The organism is Nostoc sp. LEGE 06077 (assembly GCF_015207705.1).
Lineage (GTDB): Bacteria > Cyanobacteriota > Cyanobacteriia > Cyanobacteriales > Nostocaceae > Nostoc_B.
This window is the reverse complement of sequence record NZ_JADEWI010000025.1, coordinates 1-23,665: the sequence shown is the minus strand read 5'-3', so window position 1 is coordinate 23,665 and position 23,665 is coordinate 1. Positions and strand designations below refer to the sequence as shown.

The window sequence follows — 23,665 nt, the reverse complement described above, 5'->3', positions numbered from 1 at the left end:
ACTCCCCATTGCCTAATCTTTCATACCTATATTCCCCTAAAATAAGGAGCGAGTAAGCGTCAATAATTATTATGCGAGTAGTAGCCCTTGTACCTGGCGGAATTGGCGACCAAATTCTCTTCTTTCCGACTCTAGATGATTTGAAGCGTTATTATCCCAACGCCAAAATAGATGTCGTTACGGAACCCCAGTCAAAGGCTGCCTACCGGGTGAGCAAGTCTGTTCACGAGGTACTGACCTTTGATTATAAAGATCGCAACAGTCTAGCAGATTGGGGTAACTTGGTAGGCACAATTCGCGATCGCGAATATGATGTCGCCATTGCTTTTGGGCAAAGCTGGTTAGTGGGACTGATGCTCTGGTTAACAGGGATTCCCATGCGTGTTGGCTTTAAAGGCAAAGGAGCAGCTTTTCTGACTCATACCGTGCCGTTTAATCCATCCCAATACGTAGCGGCGGCGTATCACGAATTGCTCAAACCATTAGGTCTGACTACACCTTTGCCAGAGTTAGCGGTAAATGTCCCAAAACCAGATATTGAATGGTCACAAATTGAACAAAAACGTCTGGGGGTGAATGAAACAGGCTACGTCTTGATTTATGGAGGTGTTGATTCAGCCTTACGAGCTAAAGATGCTGATAAAATCTATCCTGTTGCGAATTGGCAGCCGATCATTCAAGAGTTTCACCTGAAGCAACCAGATATGCCTGTAGTTGTGATTCAAGGTGCGGATGATGAAACATTTGTGCGATCGCTCCGGGCATCCTGTCCAGAAATTAAGGTAACATCTCCTGATAATGCAGGTAAGTTGACAGCGATGATTGCTGGCGCAAACTTAATGCTGTCTACCGAAAGTGCAGCATTACAGTTGAGCATCGCAGCCCAGACTTATACCATCGCTCTACTTGGCTCCTCAGATCCAGGGAAGTTGTTACCAAAAAGTGAAAAATTCCTCGCCATTAAATCCCCAACTGGGAAAGTGGCAGATATTTCGCCTAAAACCGTTTCTGAAAAAATTTGGGGCGGCTGATCCATTTGGGATTTTAGATGGAGAATCTTCTTCTGCGCCTGGATTTTGTAAATCTATTTGTTGCGATCGTTTTTTAAATTGCTATAATCAGCGATTCTACAAAATAAAATGGTGTGGTGAAACCTGACTAACCAGTGTCAGCACCACACCATTTTTATTTATCAATATTATCTACTAAATCTAGCAATTAATTCCTCTCGTGATAATTGCATAAGTAAAGGAGTGAATTCGGCTGGCGATAAAGCTAATACTTGTTCAATAATTGCTTGCAAATCATCGTCTACTGAGCCAAAGCGCACTTGGAGTAAATTTTCTACCACAAGGCGTTCTCCTTGTTTAATTCCCTCTTGTCGCCCTTCTTGTCGCCCTTCTTGTCGCCCTTCTTGTCTAACTTGTTCTTTATCTTGTTGATACAACGGTGTAAGTCGCATAATTAATTCCCTATCATCTTCTTCTGGAGTTGGGGATATTACTAAGTTTTGCTGCAAGTTGTACAGCAATTCTAACGTTGCTCTGCGAAATGGATGATTTGATGGTAGCGTTTCTAATTCATCAATTGCTTGTTTCTGCACTTTTCCTCGACCAAGAATCCTTAACCATAGAGTTTCTTGAGTACGCGGTAATTGATGAATAGCCACGATCGCTGTTCGCAAGTATTCTGGTAAAAAATGTACTCCTGATAACCATTCTAATTGTTGAGTGGCACCAAAGCCCGACAGTAGTGATGCAGATGCAGTTGGTGTGAGAATCCATAATTTGGGAATTTGCGATTCTTGAATCGGGGTTCTATTCCGGTTTGCTTCTCTTTGAATTTCTCCTCTCACTTCTAGTAGTTTCAAAAGGCAATCACAAATTTCTTCTTTTGATGCTGCATTACGAAACGGTTCAAAAAGAGCAGGAGTAACAGCTAACCGCCCTAATAGTCCTAGTAATTCTAAATTTGAGTTTTCTTGGATTGTCGGAGAAAATAAAACATCAATTTCTCGTACTTCTCCGGCTACTCTCCTCGGTGCTTCTACTGTCCCATAAGTTTTCAGGAGTTCTTCTAGATAGTCTTTGGCAAATTGGTCATGAATAAATCGAGTCATTCATTTTTGCTATTTCAAACGGTAAATAAAATAATCTTATGTTTACAAGCGAACAGCAAAATTCGCCTGTAAACTATTATTTAAAACATTTCAAAAAAGCCATCATCTAATTCATAACCCAGTATTTGCGCCATAGATTTGAGCCGCGCTGAACTGGGGATTTCTTGTTGTTTTAACCAATCAGTTAAAACAAATATTTTGTGCATTAAAAATATTTCTAATGCTTCAGGATTATATTGAATGCCTTCTTTAGTGCTGAATTGATGTGGTACAAGCATGGCGGTGTAACGGGCTAATTCCCCGGCTTTCCAATCGAGTAAAAAAGGTAGCCAAGGATATTTAGCATCTAAGCGAATAAACCACAGCCGCAACTCTGGAATTTCGGAAAGTTCGCGGGGATCTCCAGCTTCGAGAGGATAATCAATATCAAAGCTTAATTGCTGTTCATAGGCAGCGACTCCCTCTTGCAGCAGTGGTTCAATTACCGTTAAAGCGGGGGACAAATCTAAGGTATTAATTGAGTCTGTATTGAGTGCGATCGCTATAGCCATAGTAATTTGTAAATGGTAATTGCTAAGTCAATAAGAATAGAAAGTCGAAACTTTACTCAGCACTCAGTATTGTACTCAGTTGTGGGATTAACACTGCAAACGCATTACCACGATGGCTAACTGATTTTTTTACCTCTGGTGACATTTGAGCAAAGGTTAACTGCTTTTCGGGAACGTAGAACACAGGATCATAGCCGAAACCACCATCACCACGGGCTGCATGAAGAATTTCCCCTCGACAAATCCCTTCGCATTGTAAAACTATTTCACCATCAGGACGGGCGATCGCAACTGCACAGACAAATTGTGCTTGTCTGTTACTTTCATTACCTAATTCTGTTAATAACCGAGAAATTCGCTCTGCGTCGGTTTTGCCATAACGCGCCGAATATACTCCTGGTATACCATTCAAAGCATCTACCTCTAAACCAGAATCATCGGCGATCGCCCATTCTCCTGTAGCTTTGGCGACTTCTGAGGCTTTTAAACAAGCGTTGGCTGCAAAGGTTTCACCTGTTTCTTCAACTTCTAGTTCTTCTGGTTTCAGCGTTAATTCCCAACCAGAATTAGCCAGATAAGCTTGCATTTCCCGCAACTTACCTGCATTGCTTGTAGCGACTACGAGTAATTTGGTCATATTTCAGTCAACAGTTAACAGTTAACAGTTAACAATTAAACGTGATAACTGACAACTGATAACTGTTCACTGATATTATTCTGCCCACTGTCTCGCCCAATCAAGGGTTTGATGTACTTCCTCGATGGTTGCGGCTTCACAGTAGAGGCGCAAAACTGGTTCAGTACCGCTAAAACGAATCATTAACCAACTGTTGTCTGCAAGGCGGAATTTATAACCGTCGATTGTTTGACAATCAGTGACTACTTTACCCGCAATTTCTGTTAATGGTTGGGTTTGCAGTTGTTGTAAAAGACGCGATCGCACTTCCATACTAGCTAAGGGTAAATCAATGCGATCGTAGGCGGAACTAAAATTTGCTTGTTGTTGCAAGTAGGAATAATATTCCCCCAAATCTCGCCCAGATTCAACAACTGCTTCTAATACATACAATGCTGAAAGTAGCGCATCTCTTTCGGGAATATGACTACCGTAGCCAATACCACCGGATTCTTCGCCACCCAGTAATACTTGGGCGACTAACATTCTATCGGCAATGTATTTGTACCCGACTGGTGTTTCAAACAATGATAAATTGTGTAATGCTGCCACACGGGGAATCAAATCAGAACCGCTGACAGTTTTAATGATTTCCCCTGTAAAACCACGGCGCAAAGTTAAGTGGTCAATTAATATGGGGATTAATATCTGCGAACTTAAGAAGTTAGCGTCTTGATCTACTGCGGCAATGCGATCGCAATCTCCATCAAATACTAAACCAACCGTTAAACCAGATGGATTAGTTTGTTTGTGACTTTTAATAACTTCAAATAAGCCAGAAAGATATTTTGGTAATGGTTCCGGCGCACCGCCACCAAATAACGGGTCACGGTTGCTGTTGATTTCTTTGACTTGATCACCTAATAATCTTGCTAGTCCGCCTGCTGCTGCACCGTGCATCACATCAGCGAATACCGTCAGATTACCAGAGGCGATCGCTCCTCGAATTTTGGTAATATCAACTTTACCTTCTAGCCCTTTGGTGTAACTAGGCCAAGGATCAAATTTTTCTAACTTTCCAGGAGTCGCTGCTTTCTCGACTCCCTGCGATAATGATGCTTCGATATCTTTGGTAACTTCTGGTGATACCGAACCACCAAAATATCCCTTGACTTTTAATCCTAAATATGAACCAGGATTATGACTAGCTGTAATTACTAACGCCCCCAAAGCATTAAGTTGTTTTGCAGCCCAGCTAAAAGCCGGAGTTGGGGCGAATGATTCACTCAGCAAAACATCAAATCCGACGGCGGTAACAGCATCAGCAACAGCACGAGCGAAGTCTTCCGCCATAAAACGGCGATCGTAACCGACTATGATAGTCCGGCTACCAACTGTAGAGTAATAAGTATCATATAAGACTTGAGCGGCTACTGGCGCTACCAGAGCAAGACGTTCAAAGGTGAATTCTTCACCAATTACGCCTCGCCAGCCATCTGTACCAAATTTGATTGCGTTAGCTACAACTGGCATTGGGGTATCCTAACTGTCCATCTGAGGATTTTAGCACTTGTTCAGTAAATCGAGTAAAAAAAGAGTCTATTTACTAGCGCTGATTGCTGAGAAATTAGTATTGGAGTGCGATCGCTGATTTTCGTTATCATATAAAAATTAAGAGTGTATGTAAGGAATTTGCATGATGTCTAGTTCCAAAGTTACCTCCAAAGGACAAGTCACTATTCCTCAAGAAATTAGGGATTATCTTAATCTTGATATAGGTAGCAAAGTTGATTTTATTATTGATGAAAATGGCACAGTGAAATTGATTCCCCTTAATGTTTCGGTGCAAAGTTTATCCGGGATTTTACAGCGCCCAAGGATGAAAAGTGCAACTTTAGAAGAAATGGAAACAGCAATTCAAGAAGGTGCAAGTGATTGCAGTTGATACAAATATTTTAGTGCGCTATTTGACCAAAGATGATGAACAGCAGTGGCGACAAGCTGCTGAAATTATCGAAGGAGGAGAGCAATGTTTTGTCGCTAACATAGTTCTTTGTGAATTGGTTTGGGTTTTACGAGGAAAGCCTTATCAATTTAGTAGAGAAGAAATTAGTAACACTATTGCTTTGATGCTGCAATGTTCAACTTTTGAGATGGAAAATCGCTCTGTAATTTATCGAGCATTACAACAGTTCAATCAGGGAAAAGCAGATTTTTCTGATTATTTAATTGGTGCAGTTGCTCAAAATTTTGGTTGTATTTCTACAGCAACTTTTGACAAAAAGTTGAAAAACGAAAACGGATTTAATTTATTTGAATAATCCTAATTTTGTAACAGGCGATGTCTGCGGCGGGCTACGCCTACGCTTGAGTCAGTTCTTGATTCATCGGTAAGTTTATACTAATTCATTATTGATCTGATTATTCTACAATTAAACTAGAGCGTAGACGCTTGCAGCTTGTCGTCAGACATCGCCTTCACAACACCATCATTCCACCTGCAAACACGAAACTTCGAGTAAAAAGCTCAAGCGATCGCCCTCACAACACCATCATTCCACCTCAGAGTAGGAAAGTTCTCGTTTTAAACACGAACATTCTCACTTAAAACAGAAACGTTCTCGTTTAGAACAAGAACATTCTCATTTAGAACAAGAACGTTCTCACTTGAAACAGGAACATTCTTGTTTGAAACAGGAACATTCTTGTTTGAAACAGGAACATTCTTGTTTGAAACAGGAACGTTCTCGTTCTGAACACGAAACTTGGAGATGAAAGCTTGATTGATGAGGTTAGGAACATGAATTTTACTGTTGTGAGTTGAGGCGATCGCGTAAATCTTCTAAACTTTGACGTACAGCAACAGTATTAGGATGATTTGCGCCTAACCGATGCTCAAAAATATCTAATGCTTGTATGTACAAGGGTTCAGCCTCGCTGTATCTGCCTTGATCACGGTAGAGTGCCGCTAGGTTATTGAGACTTTGTGCAACATCTGGATGTTCATCTCCCAGCAGCTTGCGCCTCAGTGCCAAAGCTTGAATGTTAAGGCGTTCGGCTTCGCTGTATCTGCCTTGGGAACGGTAGAGTGCTGCTAGGTTGTTGAGGCTAGTAGCAACATCTGGATGTTCTTCACCCAGGAGCTTGCGTCTGAGTACCAAAGCTTGGATGTACAAGGGTTCGGCTTCGTTGTATTTCCCTTGGGAGGAGTAGAGTAGAGCTAAGTTGTTGAGGCTAAGTGCGACATCGGGATGTTCTTCTCCCAGGATTTTGCGCCACAGTGCTAAAGCTTGTTGGTGAAGGAGTTCAGCGTCGCTGTATCTGCCTTGGGATTCGTAGAGTCCCGCTAGGTTGTTGAGGCTAAGTGCGACATGGGGATGTTCTTCTCCCAGGAGTTTGCGACACAGTGCTAAAGCTTGTTGGTAAAGGGGTTCGGCTTCGCTGTATCTGCCTTGGGAATGGTAGAGTAGAGCTAGGTTGTTGAGGCTAGCGGCAACATGGGGATGTTCTTCTCCCAGGAGTTTGCGCCACAGTGCTAAAGCTTTGATGTAAAAGGGTTCGGCTTCGCTGTATCTGCCTTGGGAACGGTAGAGTTCCGCTAAGTTGTTGAGGCTAGCGGTAACATCGGGATGTTCTTCTCCTAGGAGTTTGCGCCACAGTGCTAAAGCTTGGATGTAAAGGGGTTCGGCTTCGCTGTATCTGCCTTGGGAATGGTAGAGTGCTGCTAAGTTGTTGAGGCTAGTGGCGACAGATGGATGTTCTTCTCCCAGGAGTTTGCGCCACAGTGCTAAAGCTTTGATGTAAAAGGGTTCTGCTTCGCTGTATCTGCCTTGGGAACGGTGGAGTTCTGCTAGGTTGTTGAGGCTAGTGGCGACAGATAGATGTTCCTCTCCCAAGCGTTTTTTAGTGATTTCTAGACACTGCTCAAACCAAGGTTCAGCCTGAGTATATAATCCTTGACCATCGTAAAATCGAGCGTTGCCAATGAAAGTCCAAAATAAATCTTCATCGCTGACATACTGAATGAGATGATTTGCTACTTCTGTTAAGTGAGGTACTGCTGGGGCGACATTCTTAATTTGCTCAAGTATAGGGTTTTGAGGAATATCTTGAGCAACTGCTACCATTACCCTGCAAAAGCTTCGCTTAAATTCCTCTTTCTGCTCTAAACTTGTAAGCTTATCTTTAAAAAACTCCCGCAACAGAGGATGTAATTGAAAAATTCCCTCACCTTTGGACTGAAGTAAATGTAACTGTAACAACTCACGTCTGGCTTGTTTCCAATTGTGCGCCTCATTATTTATTGTTATCCCCTCCACCAACTCCCAAGGAATTGGAGCTAAAGCAAATAAACTCAAAACACAGCCTAAATGTTGGGCATTTTCTCGCAACCGTCGCCAACTCAACTCAAAAGCAGCCGTAACACCCAATTCAGTCTTCATTTCTTGGGGAACTTCAACTAAAGCAAGATTTTTCAAACGCTCTGTTTCCAAGTCTTGCAGCATTTCTGCTAGGGATAATTCCTCATCCCCTAACAAATAACGCCCGACTAATTCTAAACCCAGTGGCAAATATCCCAACCACTTACAAAGCTTTCTCGCAACTAACGCCTCACGCCGCAGCCTTTCTCTACCAACTATAGATTTTAATAACTGCATTGCCGCTAGTGGTGTCAGCACATCTAAATCTAATCGCACTATCGGCGGTTGTAATTTTTCCCGCGTGGTAATTAACTGCTTAAACCGGGAAGGAACAGACTCTAAATAACATCTAACTTCTTCTCGATAGTTAGTGACGTTATCAATTACCAGTAAAACCTCACCTTCAGTCCATTTTGTCAGGCAGTGTTGGACTCTCCCAACTAAATCTAAATCATCTGGGATGTTCAATTGCAGCTTATTCATAGCAAACTGAACCAGTTGTAACCCCACATCCTGCACGGCGGATAACCAACAAATTCCGCCTTGATAAGTCACGCGGTGAGAATTGGCATATTGCAAAGCTAACTCTGTCTTTCCGACTCCACCCATCCCCGCAATAGCGGCGATCGCTACCTGTTGATTTGACTGCAACAACTGATGGAGTTCTTGCAATTTCGCTTCACGTCCGACAAACTCCACTACCCCACTCAAGGGAATATTTTCGTAACGGGTAGGCTTGGGTTGAGTTTTCCTACCTTTCTCACGCTGCACACCGGGTAATTCTTCTCGTCGGCGTTGCCATTCTGCATCAAATTTCTGCAAATTCCCTTCTTTGCCGCTTTTATCATGCCAAAGCATCAGGCGAAAGTGCCAGTTTTCGGAACCCTTCTCATGTTCGCGCTCATCCTTCAGAATGCCTAAAAAATCCTCAAGTCGTTTTAATGCTTCTCGGACTTGTTCTTTAGTCAAACCACTAAGTTTCGCCAGAACTCTTAACTGTGTTCTGACTATTACTTGCTGTGGCGTTTCCCAATTAAGAGCAATTTTATAAAGTTCACTGTCTTCTAACTCATCATTGGCATAAGCCAAAAACTTTTCTAAAAGTGTTCTTACCCGCGCTTCGACTTCTTCACCATAGCTAGGACGCGCCATAGGTTATTCTTGCCCAAATTTGCGACAAAGTTTCGGGATTCCCCAAACTTAATCTAGCATCCCCAAACTCGAACCTCAGCAGATTCACGCATCACCGCCAACAAACAGCGTCTTTTGCTTTCCGTTACTACCCCAAATTTACCTTTGCTTCAGCGTTTGAGGCAAAGTAAATGAAAGCTAAGAAACTGATGGCGATCGCATTTTTTCTGATTCCCCTAATTGCTGACTTGTTCATCCCAGGTTCAGGACTGGTGATTGAACTTGCATTATTAATTTGGGAATTGCTGCAAACAGAAGAAGATGATTTGAAGCGATCGCTCTAAATTTATTATGTAGACTTAGATACTCGACTTTTTCAAGAAGTCGGGTATCTGAAGAGTTTCAGGAATTGAATCATGTTAGGCGATCGCTCACGATAAAAATTAACGCCGTGTGCTACTTTCTCTCAAACCTAACCCCCAACCCCTTCCCTACAAGGGAAGGGAAGCAATATTCAAAGCCTCTCTCCGTTTCGGGGAGAGGTGTGGAGAGGGGTTTCAAGAATAAGTTGCACATCGCGTAAATTAATAATCCTTAATAGTCTGCACTACTAAGGATCTCCAAAAAATAATAATACTCACAATCCAAACCGTCTCTTAAAAATCATCTAAGAACTGACTGAGACGACTAATAACAGGGTCAACATCTTCAGGAGCCGTAGCAGCGTGGGTAGTGTTCACCATTTCCTTGACTGGTACTGTTGACACTACAGGCGCTGGCGCTGGTGAAGTTGGAGGCTGATGGTGAATAATCGGCGGTCGCTCTGTCACCAAGATGGCCAGATGTGCCATTTGTTGCGTGAGTTGCACAATATGGCGTTCCATCGCCTCCAAACGATTCGATTCCTTAGCGAAAAAACGTTCCTCTAGGTCAGCCACTTGGCGTTGCAGTTCATCGATTTTCTGTTCAACCGACTCTGCGGCTATTGGTTTGGAAGCAGGTTTGACAGCTTCCGGGACACATAAAAATTGCCATAGGGCTTCTTTACAGAGGTCGCTAAAAGACTTTTCTGGTTGAGGCTCTAAATGGTTTTCCACTAGCGACAACAAGCTTTCGTCTGCAACTTCTGGGTTGAACGTGACCGATTTAACTACTTTTTTTGACCATTGGAACATTGGCTTTAAGACCTAGCAGCGCGAACGGCGGATAATTGCGCCTCTCCATAAATATACTGCCCCAAGGCGTTCGCTTGGCGAGATGGTGCAGCTAAATGAGCGTTGATTTTGGCATCTTTCAACAGACGTTGCACATCTTCCCAGAAGAATTCGCCGCCGCCACCAGTGATAATCACATCAGTCACACGCTCAGGGAGCCAAGCAAGGACACGGCTACAAATATCACGAGAAAACATTTCAATCAGGTTGGGGAGGAAATCATCAAGGTTGGCGGGCTTGCTAGAGCCTTTAGGACGATAAAAACGTTCTCCCTTGGGTTTGTTAACGGCAGAAATGAGCGCTAGAGATTGGCTGTCTGCGCCCTCAATTTCCTTAGCTACCATTTCGTAGAATTTGCTCATCCCGAAGTCTTCACTCTTAGAAGCTCCTCGTGCGAAGCGGAAATTATCTACCATCAACAAATCGATGGTTTGATGTCCAATATCAACAATGGCTGCCGATACTTTAGTAAAGTCGGGGCTGGAAGCGCTTTTTTTAGGTTGAGCTTCACACCAGAGAAGACTACCGTACCCTTCAGGCATGACCCAAACTTTATTGATATTTAGAGAGACTGTTTCGCCTCTAAAATTCATTATGTGAGGGCCAGTTAACTGACTGGTGATTTGAGCCTTTTCTTTTTCAAACTGCTCTAAGGAGAGGAAGGGTAGACCCAAGACGATGGAAATTTCGTCTTTCAGCTTGAAATAGCCAGCACAGGCCAAAACTTTAGCCAGTGCATCTTCTACCTTAGATTTACCGACTCCGAGATTTGCGCCAAAGTCGGCGGCTAATTGACCAATGGCAAAGCCACTGCCTTGATATTCCATCCACAAATCCATTAAAGGATCTGTTGCACGGGCTTCAAAAATACCTCCCCGTACTTCTTCCATTGACATTTGTTTGACATTGGCGGGGATGAAAACCACGTTACCTGGTTCGCGGCTGACAGAAGTCTTAGTGGAAGTTCTGCCTAAGTCCACACTGAGAATGGATTTGCTAGAACCACCATTGGGCTTAATATTGGTCGCGGTATTAATTGGGGTAGATGCTGAAACCCGGTTGAGTGGGATAGCAGCAGCATTCATTGGGGTAGCGGCGGAAGGTTGGTCTGTCATGAAAGCTCCTAGTCCTTTCTTAACTGTCAAAATTTAACTTGCTCATCTTACATACAAACGTGCGAGATACCAGAAATTCTAGGTTTCGTCAAGTGTAACTACGAATACGCCTAACGCTGAGTTAGGCGATCGCAAATTCAGCATTATTTGGCATAGTGTAGGCGAATTTTTACCAGATGTAACCCCCCAACTTTAAATCAACTTTAAATTAGGGTTGTGTATTTTAGTGTCTAGTCTTTTTTCGCCGACGCTTGAGTATCCAGACTACAAATGCCAAAACCAAGCTCCCAAGCACAATTTTTGATACTGGCGCAAGGTACTTGTCCACAAGTTCATACTGGCTACCCAACACGTATCCTGAGTATGTTAACAAACCTACCCAGGCAGCACTACCCAAGGTTGTATAAAATAAAAATGGTAGCAAAGGCATATTGCTAATGCCTGCCGGTACGGAAATCAAAGTACGGACTCCCGGTACAAGACGACCAATTAACACTGCTTTGCTACCTTGAGAATCAAACCAGTGTTTTGCTTTGGTAATATCTTTGCTGGATATGGTTAACCACTTGCCGTACTGATCAGCCCACCTTTTTAAGCGCTGTTCGCCCAAAAACTTACCAGGATAGTACCATACAAGTGCGCCAGCTACAGAACCTACCACTCCGGCAAAAAAGACTCCTAAAATATTTAATTTGTCTGGATTTGCCCTAGCGGTAAATCCAGCCAGGGGCATAATCAATTCTGAGGGAATAGGGGGAAATAAGTTCTCTACGAACATTAACAGCGCAATGCCTACGTAACCCAAGGAACTGATAGTATTGGTAATCCATTCGAGCATCGAGTCTATTCCTAAAATTGCTGCACAAGTTTAATTGCCTAATCTAGCGTTAATCTTCTTAAAACTTTACTTATAATCAGTACACACTGGGGACAAAATCGCCAAATTATTCCGGCGATCGCAATTTTAAAAAGCAAGGGAGTAGGAAGAGAACAAATACTCCTTCAATCCAGTTCTAGTTCCCAACACTAGGAAAATAAATTTCCCCTACTGTCACTTATCACCTGTAACCTGTAACCTGTAATAACCGCCAAATTTTAGGGGCGCAATGATTACGCCCCTAAATATTTCATATATTCAATTGAGCAGAACTGTTAGATTGTGGAAGTTAAAGATTGTACCCTAGATTCAGATTGCCAATCTAATGGGTTAAAAACTCTCTCTTCTAAAGCCATTTGCTCAATTAGACTGGCTAATCTTAGGGCTTTCAGAGCTTGTTCTCCACCGACAGAAGGTTGATTTCCACCGTGGACACAATTGACAAAATGCTCTAATTCTGCACTAAGAGGTTGAATATTAGTGGTATAAACTTTTTCAATCAAACCATCTTGCCGGTAAAGCAGCTGACGATTGTCAGTTAAATTGGTGGTTGTTTGCCGGTGAATCAGAATTTCATTCTTGAGGAAATCTGCTTCTGTGAAGGAGTTCTTACAATGAGCAACAATGCGACGAATTTTTCTGTGAGTGACTTTACTGGCTGTGAGAGTAGCAACAATGCCATTGGCGAATCCCAAGGTGGCTGTCACATAATCTAAATAACCAGAGTCTAAAGCACGAGTACCACTTGCTGTCAGTTTTACAACTGGAGAGGCAGCTAATTCAAGCATTAAGTCAATGTCATGGATCATTAAATCCAGTACTACGGACACATCATTTGCCCGATCTGAATAAGGACTCATTCGGTGAGCTTCCAGCGCCAGCAATTCTTCAGTTTTCAGGACTTTACTCAGTTCCCGAAATGCCGGATTAAAGCGCTCAATATGACCTACTTGCAAAATGCACTGAGATTCAGCTGCGGCATTGACCAGCGATTCTGCTTCAGAAATACTAGCAGCGATCGGCTTTTCAATTAAAACGTGAATTCCAGCTAACAGGCAATTAATGCCTACAGCATAATGCAAACGAGTAGGTACGGCGATGCACACTGCTTCCACATGGGGGAGCAAGTCACAATAATCTTCAAAAAAACGCCCCTTGTATTTGCTGGCGGTTTCTAAGCCTCTTTCAACATTGATATCTGCCACACCGACTAGTTCAACATCTTTCATTGAACTCAATACGCGGGCATGATGTTGTCCCATGTTACCCACCCCGATTACGCCTACGCGAATCGGTCTTGGTTGATTGCGCTGTGTGTATGAATTTGATTCTGCCACTGACATGCTATTTTGCACTATTGTTCTCTCCTCAACCACCAAATTTAGAGACGCTGCGGCCGTTGGCATTTATACTGAACAGCCAGTTATGATCCGTCTAAAACCATCCAGATGGTAACATAGAGGCTCTGTTTATGAAGAATTTCAAAGTTTGCGATAGTTCCCGCAATCTGGCTGTCTTTTTTATGTTCAGTTTTAAATCAATCAGTTTTTTGCTCTTTGCACAATAGCTAATGTGTTTTTTTATTAACTTTAAACATAAACTAAATTGTAGGTGAAAATTTCTCAATGTCAGTTAGGCAATTGTTTACCAGTATATTTTCCAACAAAAAAGGTTGTAAATAAATATTTTTTTGGTCAGTAAATCTACAAAAATAGCAAGAATCACACTGAGGTAATAGTCCAGTTTATAAACTGGTACATGATGAAAGAAAAAAAGACTAGTGAGGGTAATTTCTAATTTTTTAATATGATGATTTGGCAATTGAAAATCTAAAAATTTGGCAGCTAAGATGAAAGCCGTAATTTTGTTGTCTGGGGGATTAGACTCTTCTACTGTACTGTATCAAGCCAAGGCTGATGGTTGTGAGTGTTACGCAATTTCTTTTAATTATCAACAGCGACATCGCCGAGAGTTAAACTCAGCCAGGCAAATAGCGCAAATAGCCCAGATAGTAGAACATCAGGTGGTCAATTTTGACTTACGACAATGGGGTGGTTCAGCACTGACTGACAACAAAATCGATTTGCCCCAAGAACGTTCTTTGGATGAAATGGCGCAAAATATTCCTGTAACTTATGTCCCTGCCCGGAATACCATATTTTTAAGCTTTGCTTTGGGCTATGCAGAAGCGATCGCCGCTGAAAGAGTTTACATCGGTGTGAATGCCTTAGATTATTCCGGTTATCCTGATTGTCGTCCAGATTACATCCAGGCAATGCAGGAAGTATTTCGCCTGGGAACCAAGCAAGGCCGAGAAGGCCAACCAACTGAGATCGTCGCCCCTTTGGTTAATCTGAAAAAAACTGAAATTATCCAGCTTGGTAACAAATTAGGCGTTCCTTGGAATTTAACTTGGTCTTGCTATAGCGGCGGTGATGTAGCTTGCGGAGTCTGTGACTCTTGTCGCTTGCGGCTGGCAGCTTTTGATGAATTAGGCTTAACAGACCCAGTTCCTTATGCTTAGGGAGTGGTGAGTAGTGAATGGGGAGTTAGATATTCCTGCACCCCTGCACCCCTGCTTCATCCCTGCGGTAAGCGTTGTACTTGAATTTGGTGCAGCCTTGGCCCAACAACTGAGACTATAGTGAATTGGAGATTGTCGAAAAATAAAATTTCATCTTTGGTGGGCATTTTCTGCAATTGATAAAGTAGAAAACCACCCAAGGTTTGATATTCCCTAGTTAAAGGCAAACGGAGATTTAAAACTTCGTTGAGGTCTTCGAGATTAATCTGTGCTTGTACCAAAAATGTGTCTTGATCCACAATCTCAATCAACAAGTCTTCGCTGTTTTCTGGTTCCCCTGTATTGCCAATAATTTCGCCAATCACATCTTGGATAGTCACTAGCCCTACAGTCCCGCCAAATTCATCGACGACGATGACCATAGCTGGTTTTTCTTGTTGCATCATCGGCAATAGTTCACTCAGGGGTGTGTTTTCTGGCACAAATCGGGCGGGGCGCATCCACGGTTGGAGATGGGATGTAAAAGTTAGTTTCTCCATCGCTAAGGGTTGGGCTAAGTCGCGGAAGTAAACAATCCCGCGAATGTCGTCTAAAGATTCGCCAATGATCGGATAGCGGGAGTGACCTGTAGTGGTCATTTCCTGGAGTAAATTCTGGAAGGTAGCATCTTTGGGTAAGGCGATAATGCCCGTCCGAGGAATCATCACATCTTGGGCTGTGACATCACCAAACTCAAAGACATTATTCAGGAGTTGACGTTCAGAGTGTTCTAAGCCAGTAGATTCCCGTTCTGTGGCAATGATCATCTGTAATTCTTCTGAGGTAACTGGTGGTCTCCAGCTTTGACCTGTGTATTCAATGCCAAAAATTCGTAACAAACAAAAAGTTGATTGGTTGAGAATCCAGATGAAGGGACTGAAAAAACGGACGATCGCTTTAACGGAAGGGCCTAAAAATCGCGCTAGTTGTTCAGAATATAGCAGCGCTAACGATTTTGGGCATAATTCCCCTAAGACAATTTGCAAATAGGCTACCAAAAAAAAGGCAATGGGAATTGACAGGGAATGGGCGATAAAGTTAGTTGTTGTGGCTGGTAAAGGCCAGGATTTCAACCATGTACTAACCAGTACGACAATTGTACTTTCGCCAATCCAGCCCAATGCCAAACTCGAAAGGGTAATGCCTAACTGTGTTGTCGATAGCACCCGATCAATGCTGCGTTGCAGTGTCTCAACTGCGATCGCTTGAATGTCACCCGCCTTAACTAACTGGTGAATCCGCGATCGCCTGACTGTCACCATCGAAAACTCTGCTGTTACAAAAAAGGCATTGATGGCAATCAGCAGTAGTACTGATAATAATCGCAGCCCTACATCTGCCCAAGTTAAACCAGGAAAACCAATCACTGCCAAAGCTCGTGTAAATTCACTTAAAGTAAAAAGGTAAAAGGTAAAAGTAAAAAGAATCTTTTGCCTTTTTACTTTTTACTTTTTACTTCCCAGCCCTACCTTGCTACAGGAATGTCAGATACATCTAACTTGAGTTTTTGTGCTGGATAATCTGTCAGAGACAGAGATACTTTATTCACATCATCCAGTAAAGCTGTAGGAATAATCACTGTACCTGAAAATGTTGGGCCATTTGCAGGTAATTCCGCTGGTAAACCTTCTGTACTAGCACTCAGGGTTCTGCCTTTGTCGTCGGTCACATCTAAAAAACTATACAAGAAGCGTACAGAATCTTTTCCTTTATTCTGCATTTTGACTTTTAAAAGTAAATCGCCTCCAGAATAACGCGCCGATTGCACTGCAAACGTTACACCATCACTTTCGGCATTCACCGGAAATCCTGGTTGGAGTTTTTCTTCTACTTCCTGCGGCTTTTCTGGTGGCTTCTGTTTGTTGTTAATATCTTCGTCTTCGTCTTCCAATTTTTCTGATTTAGCGGCTTTAGTCTTACCATCGATCCGAGACTTAACAATTTTTAATATTTCTTCTTCTTTTAATAACGTTACTCCTGGTTGTTGGGAGTTATTGGTCTTAGCGCTGGCGAATTTGGTTGTAGGGCGACCATCTGGGGTTGAAACTCCTTTAAGAGCCAAGCTTCCCAAATTAAAACCTAAAAACGCACTTACAGACCCTGCGCCCAACATCAGGATTAACAGAATCAACGTCAGTATGACAGTAGAATTTATTTTCATCGCTGATAAGCTGTTGCTGAAGAATGCTGGTCTATATTAAGAGCATTGAAGCTATGTACCTCAATCCTTAAAGGAACTTAATCAATCATAGTGTGCATGATTTCATAATTAAATTATGTAGTATAAAAATCTGATAAACTGTGATAAAAGGGTAGACAAATAGTAAATTTGAGATAAAATTGATATTCGACCAGGGTTGGCCGAGCGGTTGAGGCAGCGAACTCATAATTCGCCCAAGGCAGGTTCAACTCCTGCACCCTGGATTTTTAAGTGCTGAGTGCTGAGTGATAAGTTTTATCACTCAGAATTCAGGAGTCAGAATTCAGAATTGAATTGGAGTGTGATACTTCGACAAGCTTCTAATCACTTCTTTTAACCACTCAGCACTCAGCGAGAAGTTGCGTGCGCGGGTTCCCCGCGTTGAGCAAAGTTCGGTGACTCAGCACTCTAAAAGCGGAATTCTGTACCGACTTTGAGCTTGTTACTATTTAAGCGAGGGGATGCAAGTAAAGAAGTATCATAAGGATTGGGTAAATCTGGTGTGCGTAGATAAGGGTCATTACCGACTTGCTGAGTCATAACATCACGATAGAGTGTGTTCATCAATTCAGCATCACGGGCTATTTCATTCTCTGGAAAAGAATCCTTGAAACCGGAACCATTACCCAGAAAATTTTGTAGTTGGCGCTTGGGAGTGTTATTTTCGTAAAAATTGCGATCGTGACGGAAATAAGCTCGCTCAAATGCTTCATTAGCTGTTTCATAATTGGGTGTTGCTGTCTCAGCAGATGCCACAGAGGGAACAATCAACCCTGTAGCTAAAAGCACAAAAAAACCACCAAAGGGTTTAAACTTTATACCCATCTTGCTTAACTCCTCAATTTTGAGCAAATCTTAACTTATGCTTAATTGCAGAACTCTGATGAGTTCAACCTTTGGTGTAGCACAACTGATAATCATTTGTAATGACGCATTCTACTGAAACCCTTACCCAGGCTGATATTTGGTCAGCCACTGCTGACTTAGCTACTTTGCGCCACAAGCTATTAGATTTGTTTTGCCAACTCGCCTATCAAGAAGGTGATTTTGTGCTGGCTTCAGGGCTGCGTAGTTCTTATTACATCAATAAAACCCAGGTGACTCTCCATCCTCAAGGTGCTTTAGCTATTGGGCGTTTATTATTTCCCTTACTACCTGCGGATACTCAAGCTGTGGCAGGTTTAACATTAGGTGCAGATCCAATTGTGACAGCAGTCAGCGTGGTTTCTGTTTATGAAAACCGCCCCATCCCAGCACTAATTATCCGCAAAGAAGCCAAAGGTTACGGAACGAAAGCTTATATTGAAGGCCCCACTTTACCAGAAGGTACAAAAATCGTTGTTTTGGAAGATGTGGTGACAACTGGTCAGTCTGCCCTAAAAGCGGTAAATCGCCTGAAAGATGCAGGATATATCGTTGAACAAGTAATTGGACTAGTAGACCGCAAGCAAGGAGGCGCAGAACTTTACCAGTCTGTTGGTTTAAAGTTTGAAGCGTTGTTTGAAATTGAAGAGGTTCAACAAAGGTATCGGGAATTAGCGGGTTAAGCCACTAAGTTAACCGTCAAACATTGAGAAAAGAAGCTTTTGGCTGTAGAAATATAGGGGTGTAAAGGTTTTGAACACTTACACCCCTATATCTTTAAATTGTATTTTCGAGCGATCGCTTTAATTTTGATTCGGAATAACTTCCCAATATTCCAGCATCAAGGTCATTTATACTTTTTTATCTGGGTCAGCTTGAGGCAATACTGATTTATCTTCATCTAACGTGGGTAAAGGTACACCCAATAACCGCCTGGCAGAATCCTCTGCTAATTGTCGGTCTTGATCATTTTCAAACTGGGTTTCATCTAACAAATATTTGTGTCTAATTGCTTCATCCCGATTTGGTCGAGCGCCATTTTTCCATCTGTAATTAAATGTCATAAATTGAAATATGCTGAAATTGTGCTTGGGTCTGACTGTATTGATCCTATGTGGGTAATTGATGGTTACACTCTACCAGAGGTGGAAATAAATTCCTCTTTTTCTTGTTAATAATCTTCATAATTCTCATTTCAGCCTAATTCTTCTAGTAGAGGATAGAGCTAATTATAAATGCCTATACTGCAATTACCAAGCAATGAATTAATCAGCCCATAGTTTCACAGCAGCTATGGGCTTTTTCTTGAGTTTTTACCTATCTTGATTTCGGTATATGCCCAAAGGAATCAGAACAATTTAACTACCTCTTCAGGCTAAACATAATTAATGCTGATGATAGATTGGCTGCCTATCTTAAACTTGCTAATCTGTAATTGTCAGAGAGAAAATTAACTAGAAAAAACAAATGAACATTCTTGCTTGGATTGTCTTAGGTTTAATTGCTGGTGCTATTGCTAAAGCTATCTACCCTGGTCATCAAGGTGGCGGCATTTTAGGAACAATTTTGTTAGGAATTATTGGCGCATTTGTTGGTGGTAGCTTAGGAGTATTCTTCAGTACGGGGAATTTTGCACTAGCAGCCCCTACTCTTAGCATCCCTGGTATTTTAGTAGCGGTTTTAGGTGCTATTGTCGCCGTCTTCTTGTGGAACTTGCTAACTCGTCGTAGTACTGTTTAATTGATTTATTTTGGTTTAATTTATGATAAGCTTCAGGGAGCATTCGTTAATATTTTATCCCTGAATTTATTTAAAAAGATAGCGTTAGTCTCAAATTAGGCTAACGCTATTATATTTTTACCAATGAAAAATGACTAATAACAAATAAAAACCTGAGTTATAGCAATCTTAAATCATTCGTGAAATTCATTTTACTCTCTTTATTATCCTTCTTCGTGTCCTACTCTGCGGGTTCGCCGTCAGGCGTTCTCGTTCGACGAAGCCGTTCCCGAAGGGTAGAGTAGCCGCTATCGCGTCTATGCGATCGCTCTTTGCAGTTCGTTAAAAAGAAGATTGTTCACAACTCATTTAGGATTGCTATAGTCAACTTTATTTCTACCAATCTACCTAATTGCTTCTTTCTGCTGTTGATAAAGCTGTTTAAATTGCTGTTGCCGCTGTTTATGATCAACGATTGGTTCAGGGTAGCCAACAGCGCAACGCTCTAAAGGCGTAATTTTCCCAGTTACTAAATATTCAGTATCTATAGATCTTAATTCTGGCAGCCATTGGCGGATGTATTCGCCATCTAGATCAAATTTTTGTGCTTGACTAGCCGGATTAAAAATTCGCACAGGTTTAGCATCCATCCCACTTGATGCACTCCATTGCCAACCGCCATTATTGGCTGATAAATCACCGTCAATTAGCTTTTGCATAAAGTATTTTTCGCCTAATTGCGGACTAATTAGCAAGTCTTTGGTGAGGAAACTAGCAACAATCATCCGACAACGGTTGTGCATCCAACCGATTTCATTTAATTGCCGCATGGCTGCATCTACGATGGGGTAGCCTGTTCTACCTTCGCACCAAGCCTGGAAGTGTACGTCGTTGGTTTCCCAAGGAAAGTTTTTGAAGACATCACGATAAGCACCTTCAGCTAATTCGGGGAAATTATACATGGCGTGTTGATAAAATTCGCGCCATGCTAGTTCTTGTTGCCAAGTACGGATACCAGTGGTTGCTTCTTCACTGCGGCTATCTTCTTGTGCTTGTGTTGTGGCTTGCCAAACATGACGAATCCCAATTGCGCCAAATTTCAAAGCGGCACTTAGTTGCGATGTACCATCTGTGGCGGGGAAGTTGCGCTGTTCTTGATATTCGGTAATAGCTTTATAGGTAAACTTTTCTAACCTTGTTTGGGCGGCGATTTCGCCTGGGGGCAAAATTAACTCAGCATCCCAGATAAATCCTAAATCTTTGGCACTGGGTAAGGGAATTGCACCTGTGTTTTTGGCTATTTCTTGTTCGGCTGGTGTTAATCCTTCAGCGGTTTGTAAGGTTTCTACTAGTGGCGCTTTTGGTTTGCTAATCCAATTTTTCCAAAAAGGGGTATAAACCGTGTAAGGCGAATTGCTACCTGTGCGAATTTCATCTGGAGAGTGGAGGATTTGATCCCAATTTTCGGTGAGAAACTCAATGCCTTTCTCTTTGAGTGCGTCAATTATAGTGCGATCGCGTACTTGAGAATATGGTTCTACATCCCAATTCCAAAACACAGCTTTGGCATTCAAAGCTTTAGCCAAAGCGGGAATTGCTTGCAGAGGATCAGCATAGAGAATCAGCAATTGGCTACCAATTTGGGCATATCGCTCTTGTAATGCCTGTAAACAGCCAATCATGTATTTTACTCTGACAGGCGCAACATCATCACGTTCAAGAATATTGCGATCAAGACAAAATACACCCACCACTTTCGGACTTTGCCTCCTTGCCGCAGCTAGTCCGGTATTATCAGAAATGCGTAAGTCCCGACGATGCCAAAATAGAATTAACTCAGACATTCCATACCTATTACAGTTCACTTGTACTATGCTAAATCCTAGCAGTAAGTAGCCTTGATGAACTATATCAAGCAGTAGGTCGGAAAGAGAGATTCGAGAGTAGTATTTTTAACTCAGCACGCTGCTCAACGCCCCGCTACACTAAAAGTTGAAATTTCTCACTTCACACTTCATCTTTCGGGTTAATTTCACAAACTAGTTCATAGACTATCGTCTTTGGTGGCTCGACAAATAAAGGCATCATCTTTTTCAAAATGTGTTGATAAACTTCATTTTGATTAGCCTCCATATCTTCTACACTCTCCCAAAAAATTATAGATATGCCTCTGTCAGTTCCTGGTTCTTGTAAAAGATAGGCTCCTTTGAAACCTGTTGTATAGGTTAATACAGCTTCTTCATAAAGTTTTTTAGCAACTTCAAATTTACCAGGCTGAAATTCGCCCATTGCCACATGAGTAAATTTATGTCTGAGAAAATCTTGAAAATCCATAAAATTTTCCTCCGTGTCTTTAGTCTTTTTACAGATTTAGTTGTAATTTATTTGACAAATTATTTTGATTTTACTTTTTTATCTGAAAAACTAAAATATCATTATCGAGAGCCATCACAGCAAAAATAAGTAAAACTTAAACTTTACTTTATTTAACTTAAATTACTAAACTAGAGAGAAATGACTCATGACAATCTTAACCAGAGAATTTACAAATTGAACGCACCTCAGCTAATCTCAATTTCGGCAAACTGGTTTTTTACTTGCCATTTTGGCAATTTTATTCCACAAACTGATCAATATGGCTGGATCTTTTTTAATTAAGCAGTAAATAAGAAAAATTAATATTTTCTCCAAATTGATTACTGCCTATATTGTGTAGCTTTAAAAACATAATTACTGATTTTGATATTGGGAAAATGTTTAAAAACTAGCATGGTTAATAAGTTTACTCATTTAAACAGAAGAATAAAAAGTTACATGGTGAGTGACTCAAGCAGTTTTACACTGACAATACGTACAATTTATTTTTTGACTCAATGGATCATCTATCCAGCATTTAACAATAGAATGAGTTTGAATACCCCCATTAGATAATTAGTCTAAGACTAGAGAAACATTGCCTTGAAGCAAAAAATTCCATTTTTGCAGTTAATTTTGTATAAGGCTCTATTAATTTTTAATAAATGATATTCATCTTTCATTTACTGTGGTTTTCATCCACTACCTTGTTCTGAAGTCAAGAACATACATTAAATAGACTAATTAACTATGCGACTACAAGAGCAGCTAATTAATTGTCCGAATTTAAATCATCTGATTAATCATTATCCTTTAACTATTAGCCCTGATAGCTACATAGTCGATGCTATTGTTTTGATGAGTCAGAAAAAAACTCAAAATTTATCTCTACCTAGCTTAAGTAGATATTTAAAGCTGGACATCTATAATCAGCAAGAAAATAGTTGTGTCTTGGTCGTCGATTCTGGATATTTGTTGGGGATAATCACGGCAAAAGATATAGTAAACATTATTGCGGCTGGAGTAGATATTACCCAGAGAAAAGTATCTGAAGTGATGGTGACAGCATTGATCACTCTCAGCAAAAGCTATGCAAAAGATATATTCATAGCTTGGTCACTGTTGCGTCACTATCAAATTAGTTATTTGCCAATTGTGGATCACCAAGAAAAATTAACAGGAATTCTTACTGCTAGTGTTTTACTGCAAGCTTTTAAGCGTGACACAATAGTTAGGATCAAAACAGCTTTACAGCAACCACAAAATAATTATCGAACAACCAATGGCATAAGTTGTTCTATTCATCATCGCCAGCCAGAAAGAGAATCCAAATTACCTACTTTCATATCAATTCATCAAGAACTTGAACAAACTCGTAAAAAACTTCAGATGGTAGAAGAAAAACTGTACCAAACTCATGATGAATTAGAAAAAATAGTGGCAGAAAATAAGCTGTTGCAACAGAAAATATGGGAATACCAGCAAGCTGAGGAAAGCTGGCACAATAAAGAAAAGCTTTATTGCGAACAAAAAGAAGCCGCATTAAGGGAAAGCGAGGCGAAATTTCATCATTTTGTCGACAATATTCAATCTCTGATTTGGTGGAAAGACTCCCAAACAGGGCAATTTTTGTATGTTAATCCGGCTTATGAGGAAATTTGGGGTCTTTCTCGCCAAAGTTTGTATGCACAGCCGCTATCGTGGATGGATGCGGTATATCCAGCTGATCGCGATCGCGTTGCTCAAATGATGGTACAACATTTAGCTGGAGAACCGACCGAAATTGAATATCGCGGGTGAAGGAAAAAAGGTGTGGGAGAGTAGTTAGCGGATGAGGTACGCTAACATAGCTCTTGATGCTATGCAACCAAACTACCCATGAACAACCTACAGTCAATTCTGTCTCACATCAGTGACACA

At 41.4% G+C, this 23,665-nt stretch carries 23 protein-coding genes and 1 tRNA gene; 9 read left to right on the top strand and 15 right to left on the bottom strand.

The features are described 5' to 3' along the window. Positions 1–71 precede the first annotated feature (71 nt). Entirely contained in the window at positions 72–1,031 is a 960-nt protein-coding gene (locus IQ244_RS16935) for a glycosyltransferase family 9 protein (protein ID WP_193896097.1), read from the top strand. A 167-nt stretch (positions 1,032–1,198) separates the two neighbouring features. Here the strand turns inward: IQ244_RS16935 and IQ244_RS16930 are convergent, their stop codons facing one another. From IQ244_RS16930 to IQ244_RS16915, 4 genes are all read right to left on the bottom strand, one after another. Beyond that, positions 1,199–2,119, bottom strand: a complete 921-nt coding sequence (locus IQ244_RS16930) for a Yae1 family protein (protein ID WP_193896095.1) — start codon at positions 2,117–2,119, stop codon at positions 1,199–1,201. 80 nt (positions 2,120–2,199) lie between these two features. Beyond that, positions 2,200–2,670 (bottom strand): CRR6 family NdhI maturation factor, encoded by a 471-nt coding sequence (locus IQ244_RS16925; RefSeq protein ID WP_193896093.1) that lies wholly within the window; start codon positions 2,668–2,670, stop codon positions 2,200–2,202. Between the two features lie 52 nt (positions 2,671–2,722). Beyond that, positions 2,723–3,307 carry an RdgB/HAM1 family non-canonical purine NTP pyrophosphatase gene (rdgB, locus tag IQ244_RS16920; RefSeq protein ID WP_193896090.1) on the bottom strand — a complete coding sequence of 195 codons (585 nt, stop codon included), beginning with the start codon at positions 3,305–3,307 and terminating at the stop codon, positions 2,723–2,725. 75 nt (positions 3,308–3,382) lie between these two features. Then, positions 3,383–4,819, bottom strand: coding sequence for a phosphoglucomutase/phosphomannomutase family protein (locus IQ244_RS16915; RefSeq protein ID WP_193896088.1), 1,437 nt, complete (start codon positions 4,817–4,819; stop codon positions 3,383–3,385). Between the two features lie 166 nt (positions 4,820–4,985). Here IQ244_RS16915 and IQ244_RS16910 point away from each other — a divergent pair, with 166 nt between their 5' ends. Both IQ244_RS16910 and IQ244_RS16905 read left to right on the top strand, forming a co-directional pair. Continuing rightward, entirely contained in the window at positions 4,986–5,231 is a 246-nt protein-coding gene (locus tag IQ244_RS16910; protein WP_193896193.1) for an AbrB/MazE/SpoVT family DNA-binding domain-containing protein, read from the top strand. Further along, complete coding sequence (locus tag IQ244_RS16905; protein WP_193896086.1) at positions 5,218–5,607, top strand: PIN domain-containing protein; 390 nt, start codon at positions 5,218–5,220, stop codon at positions 5,605–5,607. The genes IQ244_RS16910 and IQ244_RS16905 overlap by 14 nt, the downstream gene beginning before the upstream one ends. A gap of 486 nt (positions 5,608–6,093) precedes the next feature. On the opposite strand, the gene IQ244_RS16900 is transcribed toward IQ244_RS16905, so the two are convergent. Beyond that, positions 6,094–8,859, bottom strand: a complete 2,766-nt coding sequence (locus tag IQ244_RS16900) for a tetratricopeptide repeat protein (RefSeq protein WP_193896084.1) — start codon at positions 8,857–8,859, stop codon at positions 6,094–6,096. Positions 8,860–9,029: 170 nt separating this feature from the next. Here IQ244_RS16900 and IQ244_RS16895 point away from each other — a divergent pair, with 170 nt between their 5' ends. Then, on the top strand, positions 9,030–9,182 hold the full coding sequence (locus IQ244_RS16895) for a hypothetical protein (RefSeq protein ID WP_187308241.1): 153 nt from the start codon (positions 9,030–9,032) through the stop codon (positions 9,180–9,182). A 312-nt stretch (positions 9,183–9,494) separates the two neighbouring features. Here IQ244_RS16895 and IQ244_RS16890 read toward each other — a convergent pair whose 3' ends face one another. The 4 genes from IQ244_RS16890 to IQ244_RS16875 all read right to left on the bottom strand — a co-directional run bounded on the left by IQ244_RS16890 (position 9,495) and on the right by IQ244_RS16875 (position 13,399). Continuing rightward, the gene (locus tag IQ244_RS16890) at positions 9,495–10,013 is read right to left on the bottom strand and encodes a plasmid segregation centromere-binding protein ParR (RefSeq protein WP_193896082.1); all 519 of its coding nucleotides are present in this window, start codon (positions 10,011–10,013) and stop codon (positions 9,495–9,497) included. 5 nt (positions 10,014–10,018) lie between these two features. Continuing rightward, positions 10,019–11,167 (bottom strand): ParM/StbA family protein, encoded by a 1,149-nt coding sequence (locus IQ244_RS16885; RefSeq protein WP_193896080.1) that lies wholly within the window; start codon positions 11,165–11,167, stop codon positions 10,019–10,021. Positions 11,168–11,390: 223 nt separating this feature from the next. After that, positions 11,391–12,005, bottom strand: coding sequence for a DedA family protein (locus IQ244_RS16880; RefSeq protein WP_193896078.1), 615 nt, complete (start codon positions 12,003–12,005; stop codon positions 11,391–11,393). Between the two features lie 314 nt (positions 12,006–12,319). Beyond that, positions 12,320–13,399: a Gfo/Idh/MocA family oxidoreductase gene (locus IQ244_RS16875; protein ID WP_193896076.1), complete on the bottom strand. Its 1,080-nt coding sequence runs from the start codon at positions 13,397–13,399 to the stop codon at positions 12,320–12,322. Positions 13,400–13,893: 494 nt separating this feature from the next. Between IQ244_RS16875 and queC the strand changes: the two genes are divergently transcribed. Further along, positions 13,894–14,568, top strand: coding sequence for a 7-cyano-7-deazaguanine synthase QueC (queC, locus tag IQ244_RS16870; protein WP_193896074.1), 675 nt, complete (start codon positions 13,894–13,896; stop codon positions 14,566–14,568). Between the two features lie 56 nt (positions 14,569–14,624). Here queC and IQ244_RS16865 read toward each other — a convergent pair whose 3' ends face one another. After that, the gene (locus tag IQ244_RS16865) at positions 14,625–15,974 is read right to left on the bottom strand and encodes a hemolysin family protein (protein WP_193896072.1); all 1,350 of its coding nucleotides are present in this window, start codon (positions 15,972–15,974) and stop codon (positions 14,625–14,627) included. Between the two features lie 98 nt (positions 15,975–16,072). Then, positions 16,073–16,768, bottom strand: a complete 696-nt coding sequence (locus IQ244_RS16860) for a hypothetical protein (RefSeq protein ID WP_193896070.1) — start codon at positions 16,766–16,768, stop codon at positions 16,073–16,075. Positions 16,769–16,958: 190 nt separating this feature from the next. Between IQ244_RS16860 and IQ244_RS16855 the strand changes: the two genes are divergently transcribed. Further along, positions 16,959–17,031: transfer RNA gene (locus tag IQ244_RS16855), tRNA-Ile, on the top strand. Positions 17,032–17,215: 184 nt separating this feature from the next. On the opposite strand, the gene IQ244_RS16850 is transcribed toward IQ244_RS16855, so the two are convergent. Beyond that, entirely contained in the window at positions 17,216–17,632 is a 417-nt protein-coding gene (locus IQ244_RS16850; RefSeq protein ID WP_193896068.1) for a hypothetical protein, read from the bottom strand. Positions 17,633–17,733: 101 nt separating this feature from the next. On the opposite strand from IQ244_RS16850, the gene pyrE reads away from it, so the two are divergent. Continuing rightward, complete coding sequence (gene pyrE / locus IQ244_RS16845; RefSeq protein ID WP_193896066.1) at positions 17,734–18,354, top strand: orotate phosphoribosyltransferase; 621 nt, start codon at positions 17,734–17,736, stop codon at positions 18,352–18,354. Positions 18,355–18,522: 168 nt separating this feature from the next. On the opposite strand, the gene IQ244_RS16840 is transcribed toward pyrE, so the two are convergent. After that, positions 18,523–18,735 carry a bromodomain-containing protein gene (locus IQ244_RS16840; protein WP_193896064.1) on the bottom strand — a complete coding sequence of 71 codons (213 nt, stop codon included), beginning with the start codon at positions 18,733–18,735 and terminating at the stop codon, positions 18,523–18,525. Between the two features lie 403 nt (positions 18,736–19,138). On the opposite strand from IQ244_RS16840, the gene IQ244_RS16835 reads away from it, so the two are divergent. Then, the gene (locus IQ244_RS16835; RefSeq protein WP_193896061.1) at positions 19,139–19,411 is read left to right on the top strand and encodes a GlsB/YeaQ/YmgE family stress response membrane protein; all 273 of its coding nucleotides are present in this window, start codon (positions 19,139–19,141) and stop codon (positions 19,409–19,411) included. 383 nt (positions 19,412–19,794) lie between these two features. Here IQ244_RS16835 and IQ244_RS16830 read toward each other — a convergent pair whose 3' ends face one another. Both IQ244_RS16830 and IQ244_RS16825 read right to left on the bottom strand, forming a co-directional pair. Further along, positions 19,795–21,234, bottom strand: a complete 1,440-nt coding sequence (locus IQ244_RS16830) for an FAD-binding domain-containing protein (RefSeq protein ID WP_193896059.1) — start codon at positions 21,232–21,234, stop codon at positions 19,795–19,797. Positions 21,235–21,397: 163 nt separating this feature from the next. Continuing rightward, entirely contained in the window at positions 21,398–21,724 is a 327-nt protein-coding gene (locus tag IQ244_RS16825) for an antibiotic biosynthesis monooxygenase (protein WP_193896057.1), read from the bottom strand. A gap of 771 nt (positions 21,725–22,495) precedes the next feature. On the opposite strand from IQ244_RS16825, the gene IQ244_RS16820 reads away from it, so the two are divergent. Next, positions 22,496–23,545 carry a CBS domain-containing protein gene (locus tag IQ244_RS16820; protein ID WP_193896055.1) on the top strand — a complete coding sequence of 350 codons (1,050 nt, stop codon included), beginning with the start codon at positions 22,496–22,498 and terminating at the stop codon, positions 23,543–23,545. The last annotated feature ends 120 nt before the right edge of the window (positions 23,546–23,665 follow it).

Coding starts and splice junctions, on each gene's coding strand:
- IQ244_RS16850 (WP_193896068.1), bottom strand. CDS start 17,632: ATGGGTATAAAGTTTAAACCCTTTGGTGGTTTTTTTGTGCTTTTAGCT.
- IQ244_RS16825 (WP_193896057.1), bottom strand. CDS start 21,724: ATGGATTTTCAAGATTTTCTCAGACATAAATTTACTCATGTGGCAATG.
- IQ244_RS16860 (WP_193896070.1), bottom strand. CDS start 16,768: ATGAAAATAAATTCTACTGTCATACTGACGTTGATTCTGTTAATCCTG.
- IQ244_RS16830 (WP_193896059.1), bottom strand. CDS start 21,234: ATGTCTGAGTTAATTCTATTTTGGCATCGTCGGGACTTACGCATTTCT.
- pyrE (WP_193896066.1), top strand. CDS start 17,734: ATGACGCATTCTACTGAAACCCTTACCCAGGCTGATATTTGGTCAGCC.
- IQ244_RS16900 (WP_193896084.1), bottom strand. CDS start 8,859: ATGGCGCGTCCTAGCTATGGTGAAGAAGTCGAAGCGCGGGTAAGAACA.
- IQ244_RS16910 (WP_193896193.1), top strand. CDS start 4,986: ATGTCTAGTTCCAAAGTTACCTCCAAAGGACAAGTCACTATTCCTCAA.
- IQ244_RS16935 (WP_193896097.1), top strand. CDS start 72: ATGCGAGTAGTAGCCCTTGTACCTGGCGGAATTGGCGACCAAATTCTC.
- IQ244_RS16930 (WP_193896095.1), bottom strand. CDS start 2,119: ATGACTCGATTTATTCATGACCAATTTGCCAAAGACTATCTAGAAGAA.
- rdgB (WP_193896090.1), bottom strand. CDS start 3,307: ATGACCAAATTACTCGTAGTCGCTACAAGCAATGCAGGTAAGTTGCGG.
- queC (WP_193896074.1), top strand. CDS start 13,894: ATGAAAGCCGTAATTTTGTTGTCTGGGGGATTAGACTCTTCTACTGTA.
- IQ244_RS16880 (WP_193896078.1), bottom strand. CDS start 12,005: ATGCTCGAATGGATTACCAATACTATCAGTTCCTTGGGTTACGTAGGC.
- IQ244_RS16820 (WP_193896055.1), top strand. CDS start 22,496: ATGCGACTACAAGAGCAGCTAATTAATTGTCCGAATTTAAATCATCTG.
- IQ244_RS16885 (WP_193896080.1), bottom strand. CDS start 11,167: ATGACAGACCAACCTTCCGCCGCTACCCCAATGAATGCTGCTGCTATC.
- IQ244_RS16925 (WP_193896093.1), bottom strand. CDS start 2,670: ATGGCTATAGCGATCGCACTCAATACAGACTCAATTAATACCTTAGAT.
- IQ244_RS16835 (WP_193896061.1), top strand. CDS start 19,139: ATGAACATTCTTGCTTGGATTGTCTTAGGTTTAATTGCTGGTGCTATT.
- IQ244_RS16890 (WP_193896082.1), bottom strand. CDS start 10,013: ATGTTCCAATGGTCAAAAAAAGTAGTTAAATCGGTCACGTTCAACCCA.
- IQ244_RS16895 (WP_187308241.1), top strand. CDS start 9,030: ATGAAAGCTAAGAAACTGATGGCGATCGCATTTTTTCTGATTCCCCTA.
- IQ244_RS16915 (WP_193896088.1), bottom strand. CDS start 4,819: ATGCCAGTTGTAGCTAACGCAATCAAATTTGGTACAGATGGCTGGCGA.
- IQ244_RS16840 (WP_193896064.1), bottom strand. CDS start 18,735: ATGACATTTAATTACAGATGGAAAAATGGCGCTCGACCAAATCGGGAT.